Annotated in this window: 16 protein-coding genes; 3 read left to right on the forward strand and 13 right to left on the reverse strand. The window is 69.2% G+C overall.

All coding sequences use genetic code 11. The features are described 5' to 3' along the window. The 11 genes from VGJ14_17375 to VGJ14_17425 all read right to left on the reverse strand — a co-directional run. On the reverse strand, positions 1–1,828 hold a 1,828-nt coding region (locus VGJ14_17375), incomplete at its 3' end, for an AAA family ATPase (GenBank protein HEY2834199.1). A 138-nt stretch (positions 1,829–1,966) separates the two neighbouring features. Beyond that, the gene (locus tag VGJ14_17380) at positions 1,967–2,830 is read right to left on the reverse strand and encodes an SDR family NAD(P)-dependent oxidoreductase (GenBank protein ID HEY2834200.1); all 864 of its coding nucleotides are present in this window, start codon (positions 2,828–2,830) and stop codon (positions 1,967–1,969) included. Between the two features lie 136 nt (positions 2,831–2,966). Next, positions 2,967–3,668: an ABC transporter ATP-binding protein gene (locus VGJ14_17385; GenBank protein HEY2834201.1), complete on the reverse strand. Its 702-nt coding sequence runs from the start codon at positions 3,666–3,668 to the stop codon at positions 2,967–2,969. After that, a complete protein-coding gene (locus VGJ14_17390) occupies positions 3,665–4,441 on the reverse strand; it encodes an ATP-binding cassette domain-containing protein (GenBank protein ID HEY2834202.1) in 777 nt (258 codons plus the stop codon). Before VGJ14_17390 ends, VGJ14_17385 begins: the two co-directional genes overlap by 4 nt. Next, complete coding sequence (locus tag VGJ14_17395; protein HEY2834203.1) at positions 4,438–6,381, reverse strand: ABC transporter permease; 1,944 nt, start codon at positions 6,379–6,381, stop codon at positions 4,438–4,440. The genes VGJ14_17390 and VGJ14_17395 overlap by 4 nt, the downstream gene beginning before the upstream one ends. After that, on the reverse strand, positions 6,378–6,836 hold the full coding sequence (locus VGJ14_17400) for a hypothetical protein (protein ID HEY2834204.1): 459 nt from the start codon (positions 6,834–6,836) through the stop codon (positions 6,378–6,380). The genes VGJ14_17395 and VGJ14_17400 overlap by 4 nt, the downstream gene beginning before the upstream one ends. Continuing rightward, a complete protein-coding gene (locus tag VGJ14_17405; protein ID HEY2834205.1) occupies positions 6,833–7,159 on the reverse strand; it encodes a hypothetical protein in 327 nt (108 codons plus the stop codon). Before VGJ14_17405 ends, VGJ14_17400 begins: the two co-directional genes overlap by 4 nt. Next, positions 7,138–8,436: a hypothetical protein gene (locus VGJ14_17410; protein HEY2834206.1), complete on the reverse strand. Its 1,299-nt coding sequence runs from the start codon at positions 8,434–8,436 to the stop codon at positions 7,138–7,140. The genes VGJ14_17405 and VGJ14_17410 overlap by 22 nt, the downstream gene beginning before the upstream one ends. Continuing rightward, positions 8,433–9,878 carry an ABC transporter substrate-binding protein gene (locus VGJ14_17415; protein ID HEY2834207.1) on the reverse strand — a complete coding sequence of 482 codons (1,446 nt, stop codon included), beginning with the start codon at positions 9,876–9,878 and terminating at the stop codon, positions 8,433–8,435. Before VGJ14_17415 ends, VGJ14_17410 begins: the two co-directional genes overlap by 4 nt. 222 nt (positions 9,879–10,100) lie before the next feature. Then, positions 10,101–12,251, reverse strand: a complete 2,151-nt coding sequence (locus VGJ14_17420) for a catalase (protein ID HEY2834208.1) — start codon at positions 12,249–12,251, stop codon at positions 10,101–10,103. 84 nt (positions 12,252–12,335) lie between these two features. Then, a complete protein-coding gene (locus VGJ14_17425; protein HEY2834209.1) occupies positions 12,336–13,220 on the reverse strand; it encodes a serine protease in 885 nt (294 codons plus the stop codon). A 223-nt stretch (positions 13,221–13,443) separates the two neighbouring features. Here VGJ14_17425 and VGJ14_17430 point away from each other — a divergent pair, with 223 nt between their 5' ends. Further along, the gene (locus VGJ14_17430) at positions 13,444–13,830 is read left to right on the forward strand and encodes a hypothetical protein (protein HEY2834210.1); all 387 of its coding nucleotides are present in this window, start codon (positions 13,444–13,446) and stop codon (positions 13,828–13,830) included. A gap of 12 nt (positions 13,831–13,842) precedes the next feature. Here the strand turns inward: VGJ14_17430 and VGJ14_17435 are convergent, their stop codons facing one another. Continuing rightward, positions 13,843–15,069 (reverse strand): ANTAR domain-containing protein, encoded by a 1,227-nt coding sequence (locus tag VGJ14_17435; protein HEY2834211.1) that lies wholly within the window; start codon positions 15,067–15,069, stop codon positions 13,843–13,845. A 443-nt stretch (positions 15,070–15,512) separates the two neighbouring features. Between VGJ14_17435 and VGJ14_17440 the strand changes: the two genes are divergently transcribed. Continuing rightward, entirely contained in the window at positions 15,513–16,280 is a 768-nt protein-coding gene (locus tag VGJ14_17440; GenBank protein ID HEY2834212.1) for a GAF and ANTAR domain-containing protein, read from the forward strand. A 91-nt stretch (positions 16,281–16,371) separates the two neighbouring features. Then, a complete protein-coding gene (locus VGJ14_17445; GenBank protein ID HEY2834213.1) occupies positions 16,372–17,079 on the forward strand; it encodes a GAF and ANTAR domain-containing protein in 708 nt (235 codons plus the stop codon). Positions 17,080–17,099: 20 nt separating this feature from the next. On the opposite strand, the gene VGJ14_17450 is transcribed toward VGJ14_17445, so the two are convergent. Further along, a complete protein-coding gene (locus VGJ14_17450; protein HEY2834214.1) occupies positions 17,100–18,182 on the reverse strand; it encodes a hypothetical protein in 1,083 nt (360 codons plus the stop codon). Positions 18,183–18,190 lie beyond the last annotated feature (8 nt).

The raw sequence follows: 18,190 nt of genomic DNA on the forward strand, positions 1-18,190 counted from the left end.
CCTCGCGGGATGCCTGCCACGCAACCGGTTCCGACCCGAGCAGCCAGTGGCGACCGTCGCTCCGCAACGCGCCTGCCTCAATGAGCCCGAGTAGGACCGCGGACGCCATGAAGGGGTTCCCGTCGGAAAGCTTCACCACCGTGTCCACGGCCTCGCTCGGGATCGCGCCGGCCATGGACTCCACCACCTTCGCGGTCTCCGCCGGCGCGAGGGGTCGCAAGGCAACGCGGGAAACGTCGCGTGGCATCCACTGCGGAAGTCCGTTGTGGAACTCCTCGGGACGCACGGCGGCGACCATCATCACGTGCCGCTGTTTCTCGCCCTCGCTGCGAACCGGTTGAGTCCACTCGCAGAGCACGCGGGCGGTCAGCTCATCGACCCAATGCGCGTCGTCGAGGACGACCACGGCCGGCTTCTGGGCAGAACCGAGCGCGTCGATGAGGCCAACCAGGGCGATGACGCTTCGCGCCTGACCGAACGACTCCGGCCCGGTTGCGTTGGTTCCCTCGGGTAGGGCGAGGATCTCCCGAAGCTCGGGCACCACCTCGCACAAAGCGCCGCGGCCGTCGCCCACGCTCTGGGTCAGCCGTTCCATCGTGGCGGGGTTCTGCCGCGCCGCCGCGAGAAGATCGGTGACCACGCCGCCGAGTATCTGCAGTGGGCGCGGCGCGACTCGCTCCACGCCGTACCCACGAAATACCGCTGCGCCCATTGCGGCCGCTCGTTGGCAGAACTCATCCAGGAGACGAGACTTTCCGCCTCCGGAGCAGGCTTCCAGCACAACCAACCCGCCGCTGCCCGCGACCGCCTCCTCCAGATGGTGATCCAACAGTGCCAGTTCGTCCTCGCGACCGATCAGCGCCGATTGAACGATCGTTGCGCGCTGGTCGGCCGCCCCCACCACGATGCTGGGATCCTGTACACCCTGTTGCAGACCGTGGACGACCGCGTCGAGATCGGTCAAGGCAGCGGTAGCGGACCGGTAGCGCTGACGAGCATCGGGGTGTAATAGGCGTTGCACGATCTGATCCAGCGCCCTGGGGACCGGTACGCCGAGGCTCCGCACGGATGGCGACGGCGTCGACAACTGCTTACGCAGCAGCTCACGCATGCTCCCCGAGGCCAAGGGCGAATGGCCGACAAGGCATTCGAAGAGCACGGCACCCAGCGAGTACAGGTCAGCCCGCTCGTCAACCTGCCGGTTCAGGGCGCCCGCCATCTCCGGCGCCATGTAGTAGGCGACATCAGTCGACTGCGCAGGGAACGACGTGGCCACGGTCGTGCCTCGGAGGTTTCCGAAGTCGATGAGCGTTGCCTGGCCAGGCTCGGTGTCACTCAGCACGATGTTGGACGGTTTCACATTGGCGTGCAGAACGCCCTGGGCATGAACCGTCTCCAACGCCTTCAGCAAACAGCCGGCTACGGCGAGCGACTCCGGTACCGATAGCGGACCATCAGCCAGTCGCTGTTCAAGCGTGGCGCCAGGAACGAAGGGCATGACGACGTGGAACCGATCCTCCGTGTATCCCGCGTCGAGCAGCGGGGCGAACCATTGGCCGTCGTGCGCGCGCAGGGTCCTGGCCCGCTGCTCGAGGCGGCTGCCCAACTCAAGAGGCACCAAGCCGGCCGGGGCGGTCTTGATCACCACCTCCATGCTGGTGGCGACCTCGACAGCAAGAGTCGTCTCGACGCCCTCGGATCGCCTGATCAGATGGACGAACCGGTACTGCCCGCGGATTTCGCGGATTTCCGAGGCGAAGATGCCGGGTTCGGGGACGTCGGTCTGATGCTCAGGACCTCGGTTAGCCTCCCAGCCGTGCGGGGCCACGCCGACACAATACAACTGCAAGCGGCCCGATACCGCTGCTCAGCCACGCAGAATGACTGGTGGGGTTGTGGCTGGTGGGGTTGTGGGCCAGGATCCACCGCTAAATCGAGCAGCTGACGGTTCGTCAGCGCCGTCGGCTCAGGTGAACGGCGGCCGGGCGAGTGACGCCTTGCTCATGTCGGTGACCTGTGACCAGCGCGCGGTGACCTCGGCGATGCTCAACGAGTGGTCGAACGTGATGCCCTCGTTCTGGAACAGCGCGACGCGGTGGGCCTGTCCGCCGCCGACCACAAAGGTCATGCCCGTGTCGGTGCACTCGTCGCTGAGCAGATGGCCGACGATCGGCGCCACGTGGCCGGGCGGGATGGTGTCCAGGATGTCCTGCGGAGCAACGTCCGCGGTCATCCGGGTGGACGCGATCGGCGCGACCGCGTTGGCCATGATGTGGTACTTGGCGCCCTCGATCGCGAGGGTGTTGATGAGGCCGACCAGGCCGTTCTTGGCCGCGCTGTAGTTCGCCTGGCCGAAGTTGCCGAACAGGCCACTGGTCGAGGTGGCCACCACGATCCGGCCGTGGCCCTGCTCGCGGAAGTGCGGCCAGGCCGCCCGGGTCACATAGAACGACCCGAACAGGTGCACCTGCAGCACGGACTCCCAGCCGTCCGGGGTCATCTTGTGGAAGGCCTGGTCACGCAGGATGCCCGCGTTGTTGACCACGCCGTCGATGGACCCGAAGGCGTTCAGCGCGGTCTGCACCAGCGAGGCGGCGCCGTCCTCGGTCGCGATGCTCTCGTAGTGCGCCACCGCCTGGCCGCCGGCCTTGGTGATCTCGTCGGCTACTTGGTCGGCCATCGCGGTACCCGCACCGGTGCCGTCGCGCAGGCCGCCGAGGTCGTTTATGACGACCTTCGCGCCGGACGAGGCGAGCAACAGCGCGTACTCCCGGCCCAGGCCACCGCCGGCTCCGGTGACCGCAATGACCCGACCCTCGACACCGGCCACGACGACTCCCCCTCGTAATTTGACGGAAGACGTTTCTATCGCACCCGCACGGTCGCAGTGCCGGTCACGGCCACGCCACCGCCGGAGCGGGTCAGGCTCAGCTCCAGGTCGGCGAGGGTGGTGTCGAGCCCGCAACTCAGCCTGCAGCGCCCAGGTACCGGCCGGCGAGGTCCGCGGCGTCGAGTTCCTCGGGTTCACCGCAGAACACGATCCGCCCTCGATCGAGCAGGTAGACATGGTCGGCGATGGCCAGCGCCTTGGTGACGTACTGCTCCACCAACAGCAGGCTGGTGGTGCCGTCCGCGACCAGGCGGGTCAGGAACGCGAAGATCTCATCGACCAGGATCGGCGCCAGGCCCATGGACACCTCGTCGAGCATCACCACCGAGGCACCCGACACGTAGGCCCGGGCCAGCGCGAGCATCTGCTGCTCGCCGCCGCTCAGGGTGCCCGCGATCTGGTTCATCCGCTCCCCCAGCCGCGGGAACGCGTCGACCGCACGGTCCCGCGCGCGCCGCTCGTCGCCGGCCCGCGCGAACATGCGCAGGTTCTCCTGCACGCTGAGGGATCCGAACACACTGCGGCCCTCGGTGACGTGGCACAGACCGGCGCGGGTCAGCGCGGCGCTGCTGCGGCCGGTGACGTCGCGGTCGTCGATGAGCAGTCGACCGGCGCGTGGGGCGAGCAGACCCGAGGCGACCCGCAGCAGTGTGGTCTTGCCCGCCCCATTGGGTCCGAGCAGTGCGACGACCAACCCCGGCGGCACCACCAGCGAAGCGTCGCGCAGCGCGACGGTTTCGCCGTAGCCCGCGGTGATCCCCTGCAGTTCGAACCTCATGCCGGCCCCGCCGTCTCGACCTCGCCGAGGTAGGCGTGTCGGACGATGTCGCTGGACTGCGTTTCCGCGGGGGTGCCGGCGAAGATCATGGTGCCGAAGTCCAGCACGTGCACGTAGTCGCAGATGGACATCACCAACGGCATGTCGTGCTCGACGATCAGGATGCCCACGCCGCGTTCGGCGACCGTGTGGCGCAGGATTTCGCCGAACCGCTCGGTCTCTGCCTCGTCCAACCCCGAGGACGGTTCGTCAAGCAACAGCATGCGGAACCCGCCGGCCAACACCCGAGCCAGTTCCAACAGCCGGCGCTGACCCGTGCTCAGCATCGACGCGCGGCGCTCGGCCATCGCCGCGATGCCGCATGCCGCCAAAGCCTCGTCGGTGCGCGCGCGGACCTCGCGGTGCTGGCCCGGTCCGCCGAGGAACTGCCGTATTGGGTTGCGGCCGATCAGCCGCACCTCGGCGCCCAGCGCCACGTTCTCCCGCACGGTGAGGTTCGTGCACACCTGGACCTGCTGGAAGGTGCGGCCCAGTCCGGCCCGGGCGCGGGCGGCCGCGGACAGTCCGGTCGCCTCCCGGCCGAACAGGTGCACGCTGCCCGCGGTCGGGCGCAGCAGACCGTTGCAGGCGTTGAACGTCGTGGTCTTGCCGGCGCCGTTCGGCCCGATCAGGCCGGTGATCCGGCCCAACGGCGCAGCGAACGTCGCGTCCGAGACCGCCACGTTGCCGCCGTAGGCGATGCGCAGCCCGCGGGCCGCCAGGCCGTCGGTCATGACTGTCCCCCGGCCGCGGGTCGCCCGGATGTCGGCCAGGGTGGCGTCCAATGCCCACGCGCCGGGGCCGGGCCGTAACGCAGCCGCGGTTGTTTCTGCGCGGCCTGCGCCCGCATCCAGGTCGACAGCCGATCGCGGTTGGCGATGGTCAGTCCGGCGAGCACCGCGAGTACGCCGAAGGCGAGGATCTGCGCGTTCGCGTCGAAGTTGTCGACGTAGCCGGGGATCACCGAGAACAGCACCGCCGCGAGCACCGTGGTGAGGATCAGCCGGGTGCCGAACAGCGCGCAGATGCCCAGCACGGCCACCAGCATCAGCGACTGAATCGGGTTGAAGCCGGTCGCGCTGACCGTGTACTGACTGCTCATCAGACCGCCGCCGATCCCGGCAAAGAACGCCGAGGCGCAGAACAGCAGCAGCCGGGTGACGTTCACATCCAGCCCGAGTGTGCCCAACATCGTGGGGCTCTCCGCGAGGCCGCGCAGGATGCGACCGAAGCGGCTGCGGTTGATCACGATCAGGCCCGCCACGGACAGCAACGCGACGGTCAGCGCCACGTAGTACTGCCAGCGTTCGGAGCTCTGCGCGCGAATCGGCCCGGCCTGCATCCGGCTTGCCGAGGCGGCCAGGTCGTTGCCGAACATCAACCGGGTCGGGTAGATGACGTACTGCATGAAGATGCCGAACCCGAAGGTGACAAGCGCAAGGTAGATGCCGGAGAAGCGGATGGCCGGGATCGCGATCATCGCACCGATCGGCACGGTGAGCAGACCGGCCAGCAGCAGCGCGAGCGGCCACGGCACACCACCGTCGCGCAGGTGCGCCATGGTGGTGGCGCCCAGCGCGGCGAAGGTCACCTGGCACAGCGACATCTGGCCGGAGGTCCAGATCAGCAGCGCCAGCGAACCGAACACGCACACCGAGCTCATCGCGTCGGTCCACACCGGCAGCCGGGTGCCCACCAGGGAAGGCACGAACGCGAGCAGCACCAGCCCGACCACGGCGATGAGGGTGGCCAACCGCGGGTTCAGCGCTCGCGCCGCCGAGGCCAACGGCTGCGGCAGCGACCGGGTACCGGGCAACATCCGCACCGGCACCACGAGCAGCACCGCCATCAGAATGAGGAACGGAACCGCGGGCGGGATCTGGTTGAGCGGGAAGCTGGTGAAGAACCTGGTGGCCAGCGCGGCGGCGACGCCGACCACCAGACCGCCGAGGTAGGTCATCGGCAGGCTGCGGAACAGCCCGATCGCGCAGCCGCCGAAGGCCTGCACGACGAGCAGCGTCAAGAGCGTGGCGTCCAGGCCGAGCACCGGAGCGAGCAGGATGCCGGACATGGCGGCGAAGCCGGCCCCGATCATCCACGCCACCCGGCGAATCCGCGTCGGGTACTGCCCGGCCAGGCCGACCAGCGAGGGGTTGTCCACCACCGCCCGCATGGCCACGCCGAGCCGGCTGTTCTGCAGGAACGCGAACAGACCGACCGCGCCCACCAGGGCGATGCCGGCGGTGATCATCTGGCCGTAGCTGATCACCACGCCGGATACCGACGGGCCGTCCTCCGGGAGGAACTGCGACGCCTGGTGGATGGTGGAGCCGTAAATCTCGCTGAGCACCCCGTTGACGGCGAGGAACAGCCCCACGGTGGCGATCACACCGACCGCAGCCGGCGCGGCGCCCAGCGTCCGGGTCAGCCACTCCAACAATGGCCCGCCGACCAGCGCGAAGGCGGCGACGGTGAGCAGCATCGCGGGCGGCCAGGGCATGGCGTGGTTGGTGTGCAACGTATAGAAGACGAACGCGCCGCCGGCGGCGATCGCGCCGTGGCCGAAGTTGAACACGCCCGAGGTGCGATAGGTGAGCACCAGGCCCAGACCGGCCAGCGCATACAGGGATCCGGTCACCAGACCGGTGATGAGGAACGGCAACACGCTGCTCATGGCCGGCACACCTCGCACGGACGCAAGGCGGCGCCCGCCACCACCGGCGTCGCCGGCTTACCGGCGATCATCGGACATGAAGCGAGGTGCATGCGGGTGCTGCCGGGCAGTGCCACCACGGTGGCCACGTCGGACGTCGCATCGCGGCGCACCGGGGCGGGCACGCCCAGCACTGCCAGGCGGGACAGGCCAACGGCCCGCCGCGCGCGCACCAGGAACAGCCCGTTGGCGACCCCCGCGACGATCACGCCGATGATGCCGACCTGCAGCCAGTTCGTGCTGTCGTGCAGTGAGAGCGCGTCGCTGGACCCCCACCAGCCGACCAGGATGAGCATGACGCCCACGACGTTGCCGCCGAGGACCAGCGCGAGATCAATGGGCCGCCACAACCGCGCAAGCGCTACCGCGCCGGCGCGCCGCGTGTGGGCCCGTGAGCTCACCGCGGCAGTGGTCATGCCGCTCCGCGGGGACCGGACGCCGGCACCTGCGGTCGCCAGGAACCGCCCTCGCCACCGTCCCGCGCGCGGATGTCGGAATGGATGTCCTCAAGCTTGCGCCACTCGTCACGCAGATCGGCAGAGATCCACAACGTCCCGGCCACACCGAGCGCGAAGATGCCGAACAGGCCGTTGGAGGCGAGGTAGGGAATCTGTTCGGTGGGCAGTGTGGCGTCACTGACGCCGAGCCAGCCCAGGATCAGCGACACCAGACCGACGATCGCGCAGGCGACTGCGGTAGCCCGGTCCCACTGCGTTCTCAGCCACCGGATGAGGTCCACGGCGCTCTCACTCCTCTCATCCGGACCAACTGCGCGACCACGAAGGTCACCACGCCGGCGATCACCAGGATCACGTAGAGGCCACCCACGTCGAAGGAATCCTTCATCGCGGTCAGCGCGGCCTGAATCTGCGCATCGGTGGCGCGGGTGGGGGCACCGGGGATGAACGCCACGGTGGGCAGCCCGGCCTGCTGCCCACTCACCGAGCCGGCGGTTACCTCGCCCGCCGATGGGCCCGTTGCAATCAGCGTGGTGCCCGCCGGTACTGCCCCTGACGCCGGCGGGGTGGTGGTGGCGGTACCGGCCGGGCCGCCGGTACCGAAGGTCGGCGCGGCGGAACCAACCAGCCGCGCGGTGGCCTGACCCAGGATCAGGTGGTAGGTGCCGGTGCCCGCGTCCTTGTGCGCCGGGTCCACCGGGAAGGAGCCGGTGAGTACCAACGCGGGGGCCACGATGGTGTCGCCCAACTTCTGCGCGGCCAGCGTCTGGAAGCTGATGCCCAACGGCTTGAGCACCGGATCCACGGCGGGGCCGAAGGAGGACGGCGAGGATCCCGAACCCTGCTGCGGCTGCGGTGCCTGCACCGGGGTGCCGTCGACGCGCACATCGGTGACGGAGAGGTTCGAGGACGTGCTGAGCACGCCGGCCGCGCTCAGCGTGCGGGTGGCGGTCGAGGTGATCCGGCCGATCGTCACCGGGCCCAGGGTGAGACTCTCGACGACCGACGTGGCGGTCGAGGTGACCGAGCCGTCCACCTGCCGTTTCACCGAGGCGTCCGAGGTGACCAGTGGCCCGCGGGCCAGCGTCGCGTCGCGACCCAGGCCCGCACCGGCAGACCCCGTCGCGCTGTCGTTACCCACCGTGGCCTTGATCGCGTAGCCGTCCGTGGAGACGTCCTGCTGCGGGGTCGTGGAACTGGCCGACACCGCGAGCGGGTAGTCGGGCAGGTCCTGATTGAACTGGGCCAGGCCCGCCAGCAGGCCGGGGATACTCAGCACGAACGTCCCGGGGTCGGGCAGCGCGGCGTAACCCGCGCCGTTGCCCAGTGAGCTCAACGTGGCCTGCGCCGTCGGCCCGCCGGCATCGAAAACGGTGTCGGCGACGGGGCCGTTGGGCACCGACTCATTGATGCGCAGGCCGTAGGCCGAGGAGGCACCGTCGAACGACGCGTCTGTGGCCGCCGCGGAGGCAATCGGGATGAAGCGGCCCGCGAACACCAGCACAGCGCCGGCCGCCAGGCACCGGCCGACGATGCGTCCGGCACGTCGCCGGCTCACTTGCAGGTCCGCTTCGCGGTGACGGCAACCCACTTGCCGTCACGAATCGATGTGCTGAACCAACACAGGAACGGCTCGGGGTTCTTGCCCGGCGCGAAGGTCAGCGGCGCGGTCATCCCACCCACGTCATAGTTCTTCACCTTGCCCATCGCGGCCATGATGTCCGCACTGGTCCACGAGTCCTTGGCGGGCAAGAACTGCACCGCATACTCCAAGAGCTTGGCCGAGGTCCAGCCCACCGGCGACTGGCCGAAATTGTCCAGACCGGGGGCGTATTTGGCGATGGTTGCGTTCATCTCGGCGATCATCGGGTTCGCGGTGTTGGTGAACGGTTGCACGAACACCGACTGGAAGAACCCATTGAGGTTCGGGTCGGTCAGCATCGAGGCGACGACCCCGGTGCCCGGTGTGATGAATTCGGGCTTGTACTGGACCGCCGTGCACGATCGTGCCAAGCGGTGCACGCTGTTGCCGTCCAGGATGACGAAGATGCCCTTGGCGCCGGCGTCCTTCGCGGCCACGCAGGTCGCGGTGTAGTCGGGCTGGGTGATCGAAACCTGGCCCTTGTAAACCAGGGTCAGCCCGAACATGTCCGCCAGTTGTTTGGCGTTGTCGTTCATATAAGTGCACGCCGCGATTTCCTGGCAGGACAGGGCCGCGAAGTGGGCCTTCGCATCGGGAGAGAAGCTGGTGGAGGCCGCACCCACCGAACCCTGCACGCTGTACTTGCCGCTGGAGGCCTGCGGGAAGAAGTTCGGATGGTTGTAGACCATGTCGGAGGACGTGTCCGTCCCGATGACCGGGATCTGATGGTCGACCAGATACTTCTCGCTGCCGCTGTAGGACAGCGGATCGTCCATCTGCACAAAGGCAATGACGCCGTCCCGCTCCACCAACTGCTGCACCAGCGACGCATTTTTCGCCGGGCTGCCGCCGTCGTCGGCGATGATGTATTTCACCGGGTGGCACGCGAGACCGCCGGCCGCGTTCGTGGCCGCCGCCCACGCCGACACCATCCGCGGTCCGTTCACCACCACCGCGCCGGCCACTCCGGTCTGCTGACCGACGGCGCCGAGCGCGATCGGTTTCTCCGTCCCGGTGCACCCCGAGACCCTGGCGGGGCTCGTCTTGCCACCCAAGCTCGACTTCCCGCTCGCGTGAGTGGTCTTGGCGCGCGCGACCGGCGTGGTGGTTGCCGACGTGCTCCCGACATTCGTTGGTGCGACCACGGCGGCGGGTGCCGGTGCCGTCGTCGCGGGAGCAGCCGCATTCGCGGTGGCGGCAGCGGGCACCGCACCGCTCGCGACCGCGGGCACCACCGGCAATTGATTTACCAACGCGCTCTGCAGTTCCGCGTGGGACCGCCGGCTGCCGCAGCCGGCCAGCAGCAGGCAGAGGCCGACCACCAGCACGCCGAACCGCCGCCGGCCAGAGCGGTTCACGGGGTTCAACAGCGTCGCCTCCAGCCCACTCGACGGACGGGATGTAGATGTCGGGACAGCGATCCGTGGGTGGCATCGGAGTGGATATGATTTCTCGGGTCGAGCATAGGTCCGGCCCCGGGCGCGCGCAAGGGACACCGGTGCCGCTGACTAGAAATCATCTCCACTCGTGGCTACGCTGCCACCGGCGGAACCAGGCCGGGTGAACCCGGGCCGTCCGGCCTACCGCGCCGCGCGTGCCCACACTCGGTGGCCGGCCAGCAGCCCGGCGATCTCCTGCACGCCCGCGGCGGCGTCCGGCGCATCGACGACGCCCGGCGCGCCCGTAACACCGAGCGCCGCCAGGACCTCCGAGCCGCCATCCGTCGCAGCGATCGCCTTGAGGTGGCGGTAGGTCTCGTCGAGCAACAGGGTGATCCGCGGATCGGGCGGCGTCGCGCCGGCGAGCAGCACCGCGTCGAACTCCACCGAGCGCGCGTTGGCATAGGTGCGCTGCACGTCCAGCTTGACCTTGCCCTTGGCGAGCACCCCGCCGGCCGGGGCCACCAGCAACGGGGCCATACCCGCGGCCAGCGCCGCTTCCCGGGCCGCGGAAACCGCGACCAAATCCGGGTCGGGCCCGACCACGATGGCGACCACGCGGCCGGTGACCGGCCACTGCTCGCCGAGCTGGGACAGCGCGGCGCTGGGCTCCGGGGCCGCGATTTCCACGGACGGCTTGGGCGCTTCCAGGCCCAGCCCTTCGGCCACCCTTGCGCACAGGTCGGCGTCGATGTTGGCCAACATGACCAATGTCCGCTCCCGGACCGGGGTCTCGTAACACTTGCTGAGCTCGAAGGTGTACGCCGACACAATGTGGTCCTGCTCCACCGGGGTCATGCTCAACCAGAACTGCCGGGGTTGGCTGTAGTGATCATCGAAGGAGGCCGGCTTCTCCCGCACCACGTTGCCGGCGGGGATGGCGCGAGCGACTTCGATGAGCGCGTCCAGGTCGCCGTTGGCCGTGAACGGGCAACCGCCGTCCAGCGAATTCGGCTTGTACGGCGCCACGCCGCCGTGCACCGCGTCCTGATGGAAGCCGTCCCGGTGCATGGAATTGACCGGCACGTGCGGGCGGTTGATCGGGATCTGCGCGAAGTTCGGCCCGCCCAACCGCGAGAGCTGAGTGTCGAAGTAGGAAAAGTTACGGGCCGTCAGCAGCGGGTCGTCGGTGACATCGACACCGGGCACCAGGTGGGCGGTGCAGAATGCCACCTGCTCCACCTCGTCGAAGAAGTTCGTCGGATTTCCGTTCAGCGTCATCGTCCCGATCACCTGCACCGGTGCCAGTTCCTCCGGCACCAGTTTGGTCGGGTCGAGCAGGTCGATACCGGAAAAAGTCTGCTCGGCGTTGTCCTCGAAGACCTGGATGCCCAGCTCCCACTGCGGGAACGCGCCCGCCTCGATGGCGTCGTAGAGGTCGCGGCGATGGAAGTCCGGGTCGAACCCGCACAGCATCTGCGCCTCCTCCCAGACCAGGGAGTGCACGCCGGCCGCCGGCTTCCAGTGCCACTTGATCAGCGAGGTCGACCCGTCGGCGGCGACCAACCGGAAGGTGTGCACACCGAAGCCCTCCATCGTCCGGTAGGAACGCGGGATGCCCCGGTCGGACATGTTCCACAACGTGTGATGGGTCGCCTCGGTGTGCAGGGACACGAAGTCCCAGAACGTGTCGTGCGCGCTCTGCGCCTGCGGGATCTCCCGGTCCGGGTGCGGCTTGGCCGCATGCACGATGTCCGGGAACTTGATGCCGTCCTGAATGAAGAACACCGGCATGTTGTTGCCGACCAGGTCGAAGTTGCCGGCCTCGGTGTAGAACTTCGTGGCGAACCCGCGGGTGTCCCGCACGGTGTCCGCCGACCCCCGAGAGCCCAACACGGTGGAGAACCGGACGAACACCGGCGTCTGCGCGTCGGGGGCCAGGAAGGCCGCGCAGCTCAACTCCGCGGCCGCACCGTTGGACACGAACATGCCGTGCGCAGCAGCACCACGGGCGTGCACCACCCGCTCCGGGATGCGCTCGTGGTCGAAGTGCATGACCTTCTCGCGCAGGTGGACGTCATTGAGCAACGTCGGACCGCGCGGGCCCACCCGCAGCGAGTGGTCGGTCTCGCGCAGTCGGACCCCCTGCGCGGTGGTCAGATACTCGCCCTGCTGGGAGTCCCAGGTCGGCGGCAGGTCGGCGGGGTTACCGGTGGCCGACACGGGGAGCGGAGCGCGCTGATCAGGCTTGGGAGCGGGCGGGGGCCGAGGGTCGGTCGGCTCGGCGAAGGTGGGCGCCTCGCTGCCGGGGACTCCCGGCGCGGACGGGGCGGTGGTGGCGTCAGGGCTCACGGGACCTCCTGGGTCCCCGGCGGGCTACCCCGCCCCACCCGGTCCATGTGGGGTCTTTCGCTACTGACGTCGGGTCCGGTGTTGCTACGTGGCGTCGCCGTGGAAGGGTTCGGTTCCGGCGACCACCCGTAGGTTCTTGAACGTGGAGTGCGCCCGGGCGTAGATCAGTTCGTGGTTGAGGTCGCTGACCTGGTTGCTCAGCGGGGCCGGGGCCAACGCCAGCGTGGACAGGATGCCGAGCGCGAGGCCGGAGCTGTCCAGGAACGCCGATCCAGAGTCGCCGGGGACGCCCGGCGTCACGGTGTACACGGTGTGGGTCCAGCCGTGGCCGTCATCGCCGAGGCTGGTGCCCGTCTTCGGGGACAGCTGGGTAATCCCCTGACGCAGCGCGGAGTTGCCGTAGGACTCCACCTGCTCCCCGGCTTTGGTGCCGGTGGTGTTCAGACCGGTCGGTCCGCCGAAGTTCGGGATCGAGGGGTTGACCTTGGCCACATCGGCGGCCGGGATCTCGATCAGCGCGAGGTCGTTGAAGGCACAGGCGTCGGGATCCTGCTCGCCGTCCTTCTGCATCAGCAGCCACGAGTTGTACACGAGTTTGCCGCTGACCCCGGCGCCGAGGATCTTCACCGGCGTGCCCAACGGCAGGGATTTCGACTTGCACCCATCGGTCTCGTTCGCCTCGCCGGTGCCCGAGCAGTGCGCAGCCTGGCCGAGGTAGGTGTGCCCGGCGGCGGTGTAGACGAAGTTGGCCGTGCACTCGGCGTCCTTGGTCACCACCATCACGCCGGGGCGGATCGTCGCCGAGCCGGCCGGCGCCCAGTGCCCGGCGGTATCCACCAATGCCGAGGAGGACCCGGGTGTTGCGGCCAGGGCGGAAGGCGCTGCCGCGGCGATCGTCGCGACCGCCAACGTGCTCGCGGCGATGCCCACCAGACCGGTACGGCGGACCTGCCCTCGATGGGAACCCATGATCTTCCCTCCTGGCGTGGAAGCGAAGTGCCGACGACGATCGCCGTCTGATATCTAGCTGCCCCGTTCGCCGATAGATATCCCGTGCCCCGCCTTGTGGTCATCAGCCCGACCAGTTGCATAACCGACGGCATGAGGGGCAACATTGGCGCCAGGTCGAGAAAAGGCCGCTCCTGCCGGACAACGCCTCCGGGGACGCGAAATGCCCTCACCTGCTGCACCGTTGCGTGAGCCCCTTATCGACGACAGACCCATCCCCCTCTGCCACGTCGGTGTCGTCCAGCACGACGTCGTCGCGGTGGCGGGTTGCCTGGACGAGACGACCACCGAGCTGCTGCGCACGGTGCTGTTCTCCGCGTTGCGGTCCGGACGGGCCTTCGCCTCGCAACTGGATCTCACCCGCACCACCGCGGTGGACCAGGAAGCGGTCCGGCTCATCTACGATGCCGCCGCCGTGGGCCTGCGCAGCGTGGTGGTGCGCGCCGGATCGAATGTGGAGCAGGTCGTTCGAATCAGCGGGTTGTCCCGGGTGCTGCGCCTGCGCGCCGTTCCCGCGACGCCGGTGCCGGACACGGCTGCGGTGGTGACCTGCCCGCCGATCGCGGGTTGACTCCGCTGCTACTCAGCCCGGCGGGTCCAGGGGCGTGCCGGGCAGGACGCCGGTGAAGGCGACTTCGTCGGCCAGGTCGCGCAGCTTGCGGTTCAGCCGGGTGGAGGCGATGCGCAGCACCTCGAAGGCCTGGGCGGCATCCAGCCGATGACGCTCCATCAGAATGCCCTTGGCCTGCCCGATCACGTCGCGGGCCGCAATGGCCTGACCGAGGTGCTGGATCTCGGAGTTCGCGGCGGCGGCCACCACCAGCACGGCGGCCAGATGAGCGGCCAGCAACGTCGCGATCTGGATGTCCTCCTCGTCGAAGGCGGCGACGGTGTCGCTGTAGTGGTTGATCGAGGCGGCCGCACCGGACCCTGACGGGCCGCGGGGGGTGGGCGTGGAGAGCACGCTGCGCACCGCGGCGGTCGCCGCTGCGGCCGTGAAGGCCGGCCATGCGCTCTCCGCGCCCAGGTCCGCGCTGCTCACCGTCTCGTAGGTCGTGATGGCCTGCAGGCACGGCCCTTGCCCGCTGGTGTACTGCACCTGGTCCAGCTCGGCCGCGATGCGGTCGGTGGCCGCCGCGGTGCGGGCCACTGCTCCGTCCAATGTGCAAAGGCTCACCGAGGTCGCGCCGGGGACCAGCCGGCGGGCCTGGACCACAGCCTGCTCGAACGCGTGGTCCAGGCCGGGCGGCCCGCTCAACGCCTCCGAGATCGCCATGAAGGCCTCGGTCAACGGCCGGGCCACCGGGAGCGCGGCACGGGACCGGGCAGCCGCCGCGCGCGCATCGGCGGCTCGCGACCGTGCGGCGGACGCGGATTGCCGCCCACCGGCCGCACCTGAGCCGGCGGCTTGCCCCGCGCCGGCGACGGCGGACAGCAAACGTTCGCGTTCATCCGCCGACTGTTCGCGTGCATCGCCCAAGGTCTCGCGCAGGTCAGCGCGCTCCTCGCGGTCATCGGCGAGGAAGTCCCGGCGCTCGGCGTGCCAGGCATCCCCGGTGTCGCCGGCGATGTCGGTGCCGCCGACGCGTTCGGTCAGGTCGGCGTGTTCGGCTTGCCGAGTGCGGTGTCGGGTCCGGTCCACCCGGTTCTCGGCCAGGCCCTGCACCAACCGTTGGCCCACCTGGTCCAGCGCGCCGAGCAGATCCTCCTCGAGGACGTCGGCCTCGCGATCCCGCTCATCGGCGAGCCGGTCCCGCTCATCGGCGAGCCGATCGCGCGCATCGGCCACGCAGACCCGCTCATCGCTCATCCGCCGGCGCTGCCGTTCCATAGAAGGTTTGTTCCTCGACATGAGTGGCCTGCGCCACAGACAGAGACGTCTGCGGTGCCGCCACCGCGGCCGAGGGCTCACCAGAGTCGGGAGTCGAAAGCAAGCAGACGGCGTTGGCGGCAGCGCCCGCGCCTTGAGCCTTCCTCAGTCTGACCGACGTCCATGCCCCGTGCAAACGTGCGGTGATCGGCGCAGGTCAGCGGGCCGGACCCAGCAAGGTTTCATACCGATCCGGCAGTGGCTCGGGTTGCAGATCCGTGGGATCGCCGGGTCGGATCAGGGTCAGCACCGGCGGGACCCGTAGTCGAGGGGTGTGGGTTGGGACAACGGTTGGCTCGCCCCTGGTCGGGCAGGCTCGATCGACCGGCCCGAACGGCTCGCATCAGAAGGAGGAACGTCATGGGCGCCGTCGGCGACCTGATGTGAGTCCGTCGCCGCACGGCAGGGAGCCTCCCGAGGGCATCAGTGGCTCGGCGCGTTTGTCGGCGCTGTGGACGCTGATTACCCGGGTCGCGGACGAACAACAGTTGCCCGTCGGCCCGGGCGTGCTGTGCCGCGCCGCGGTGGCGCACCTGCAGGTGAGCGCGGTCGCGGTGGCCGTGCCCAACGTGGGGTTGGGCAGCGAGACCATCGCCCATACGGGTGCGTTGGCCCTGGTGGGTGAGGACCTGCAGATCACCGTCGGGCAAGGCCCCTGCTTGGAGGCATTGGCCGGCGCCGGGCCCTTGCTGGTGCCCGATCTGGCCACCCGGGCCGAGCAGCTGCGCTGGCCGTTGTTCGCGCCGGGAGCAGTCGAGGCCGGGGTCCTGTCGATGTGTGCACTACCGATGCGCATCGGGGTGGCCCGGTTCGGGGTCCTCGCCGTCTACCTGGATCGGGTCGGCGGCCTGGACGCGGCCGGGGTGGCCGACGCGATCGGGTTCGCGGCGATCGCGCTGGAATTGCTACTGGACTCCTTCTACAACCCGACCGCCGCGGTCCGGGAGCCGAACGATCATCCCGAGATTCACCAGGCCACCGGCATGGTGTCGGTGCAACTCGGTGTGGACATGCCCACCGCACTGCTGCGGTTGCGTGCGCGGGCATTCAGCGAGGGTCGGTTGCTGTTCGGGTTGGCCCGCGACGTGGTATCCCGCGCGGTGCGCCTCGACGACGAACTCGACGCCTCTTCCGACGACCTGCCCCCCTGAGGACACGACGAGCTATTGGACGCCAATCATGGAACCCAGCACCGCTCGTCGCAGCCAAAGGGCCGGCGAGCGAGCAGACGGAGGTAGGCCAGTGAACACCGAACGCCTCGCCGAGACCTTTGTCGAGCTCGCCGACACCCTGGTCGACGAGTTCGACCTGCTCGATTTCCTCTACACATTGGTGGAGCGCTGCGCCGAGCTGCTCGACGTATCGGCGGTGGGGCTGGTGCTGGCCGACCCGCGGGGCCGGTTGCAGGTAATGGCCTCGACCACCGAGGAAGCCCGCCTGTTGGAGCTGTTCCAGTTGCAGAACGATCAGGGACCGTGCCTGGAGTGTTATCAAACCGGGAACCCGGTCACCGAGCTCGACCTGGCCGCGGCCGGGGATCGATGGCCCCAGTTCGCCCCCGCGGCGGTGGCCAGTGGGTTCCGCGCTGTGCATGCCCTGCCCATGCGGCTGCGTACCGAGGTCGTCGGTGCGTTGAACTTGTTCCACGTTGATCCCGGTGCGCTATTGAACTCCGACGTGCTGCTGGCACAGGCGTTGGCCGACGTTGCCACCATCGGGATTATTCAGGTTGATCTCGGCCGCCGGCAGGACGTGCTGCTCACCCAGCTGCAGACCGCACTGAACACCCGCACGATCATCGAACAGGCCAAGGGTGTGCTCGCCGAGCGGAACGGGATCAGCCCGGCCGAGGCGTTCAACAACCTGCGTAATCACGCGCGAAGCTCCTCCATCCGGCTCAGCGACCTCGCCGGCCAGGTTGTCGACGGCCACCGGATTCCCACGGGCTGAGCGCTGGAAGAGCAGACGGATCAGACGTCGTGGCGAAGAAAACGCAACGAGGCCGCGCCGAACAGGAAACCAGCCCAGGTGAGGAAGACCCCGAGGGCAACGGCGCGCGAAGCGATGTGCCAACCGAGCGGGTGGCCCCACATGGCCTCGCCGGCGGCCGCCGGTAGATAGGGCGCGAACCACCGGGCACCCGACCCGGGCACCAGGAGGATCAGCGTCGGCACCCCGTAGAACATTGCGACCAGAGCGCTGATGGCGGCTGCGGTGCCGCGCAGCAGAGCGCCCAGGCTCAGCCCGATCACCCCCACGAGCACCATGTACATCGTCGCCCAGCACGCCGTCGTCCACGGACGCGGATCGGTCAGCTCGATCGTCCAGCCCCGGCTGCGCAACTCGCCGACGCCGAGGAACACGCCGGCCGGTAGCGCGATCAGGGCAATCGCGGTCACCGCGACCACCACCACGGTCAGCTTCGCCCATAGCACGGGCATCCGGGTCGGCAGAACGATCAACGCAGACCTCATCAGCCCGGTCGCGTAGTCCGCGCTGATCACCAACACCCCGAGTACGCCCAGCGGGAGTGGCGACAGCCAGACCCCGAGCAACAGGTCGATGCCGGGGTTGAAGCCGAGGAACCCCCACCCGTCCGGCGGGGCTTTCGTGGTCGCCGCAACCGAGAAGGCCGACCCGGCAACCACCACCACGGTCAGCAACGGCACGATCCCGTTCGAGCGCAGCGACAGGAACTTCGTGCACTCCGCGCGCATCGCCCGCGCTTGTGTCGGACCGAGTCGGGGCGCGGCGGACGACCTCCTCCGCACCGCTGCGGCCAGGGTCGTCCGCCGGCGGTGCGCGGATGCGCCCACTGCGGCCCGCAGACCATCCAGCCGCGCCGGGCCCGGAACGCGAACGACCCGGGCTCGCAGTACGGCGCCGACCCCGATCACCTCGCACAGCAGCGCATAGGCCGACCAGGCACCGGCCCGCGGACCCGCGGCCAACAGCACGGTGGCCGCGCTGACCAACGCCGCGCCGTACCAGCCAAGGATCCGGTTGCGCGACCGCGACGGATCACCCGACAGTCCGGCCGGAAGCCCGCTCATCACGGGGC

This window comes from Sporichthyaceae bacterium (genome assembly GCA_036493475.1).
Lineage (GTDB): Bacteria > Actinomycetota > Actinomycetes > Sporichthyales > Sporichthyaceae > DASQPJ01.

Coding starts and splice junctions, on each gene's coding strand:
- VGJ14_17385 (HEY2834201.1), bottom strand. CDS start 3,668: ATGAGGTTCGAACTGCAGGGGATCACCGCGGGCTACGGCGAAACCGTC.
- VGJ14_17390 (HEY2834202.1), bottom strand. CDS start 4,441: ATGACCGACGGCCTGGCGGCCCGCGGGCTGCGCATCGCCTACGGCGGC.
- VGJ14_17395 (HEY2834203.1), bottom strand. CDS start 6,381: ATGAGCAGCGTGTTGCCGTTCCTCATCACCGGTCTGGTGACCGGATCC.
- VGJ14_17400 (HEY2834204.1), bottom strand. CDS start 6,836: ATGACCACTGCCGCGGTGAGCTCACGGGCCCACACGCGGCGCGCCGGC.
- VGJ14_17425 (HEY2834209.1), bottom strand. CDS start 13,220: ATGGGTTCCCATCGAGGGCAGGTCCGCCGTACCGGTCTGGTGGGCATC.
- VGJ14_17435 (HEY2834211.1), bottom strand. CDS start 15,069: ATGAGCGATGAGCGGGTCTGCGTGGCCGATGCGCGCGATCGGCTCGCC.
- VGJ14_17450 (HEY2834214.1), bottom strand. CDS start 18,182: ATGAGCGGGCTTCCGGCCGGACTGTCGGGTGATCCGTCGCGGTCGCGC.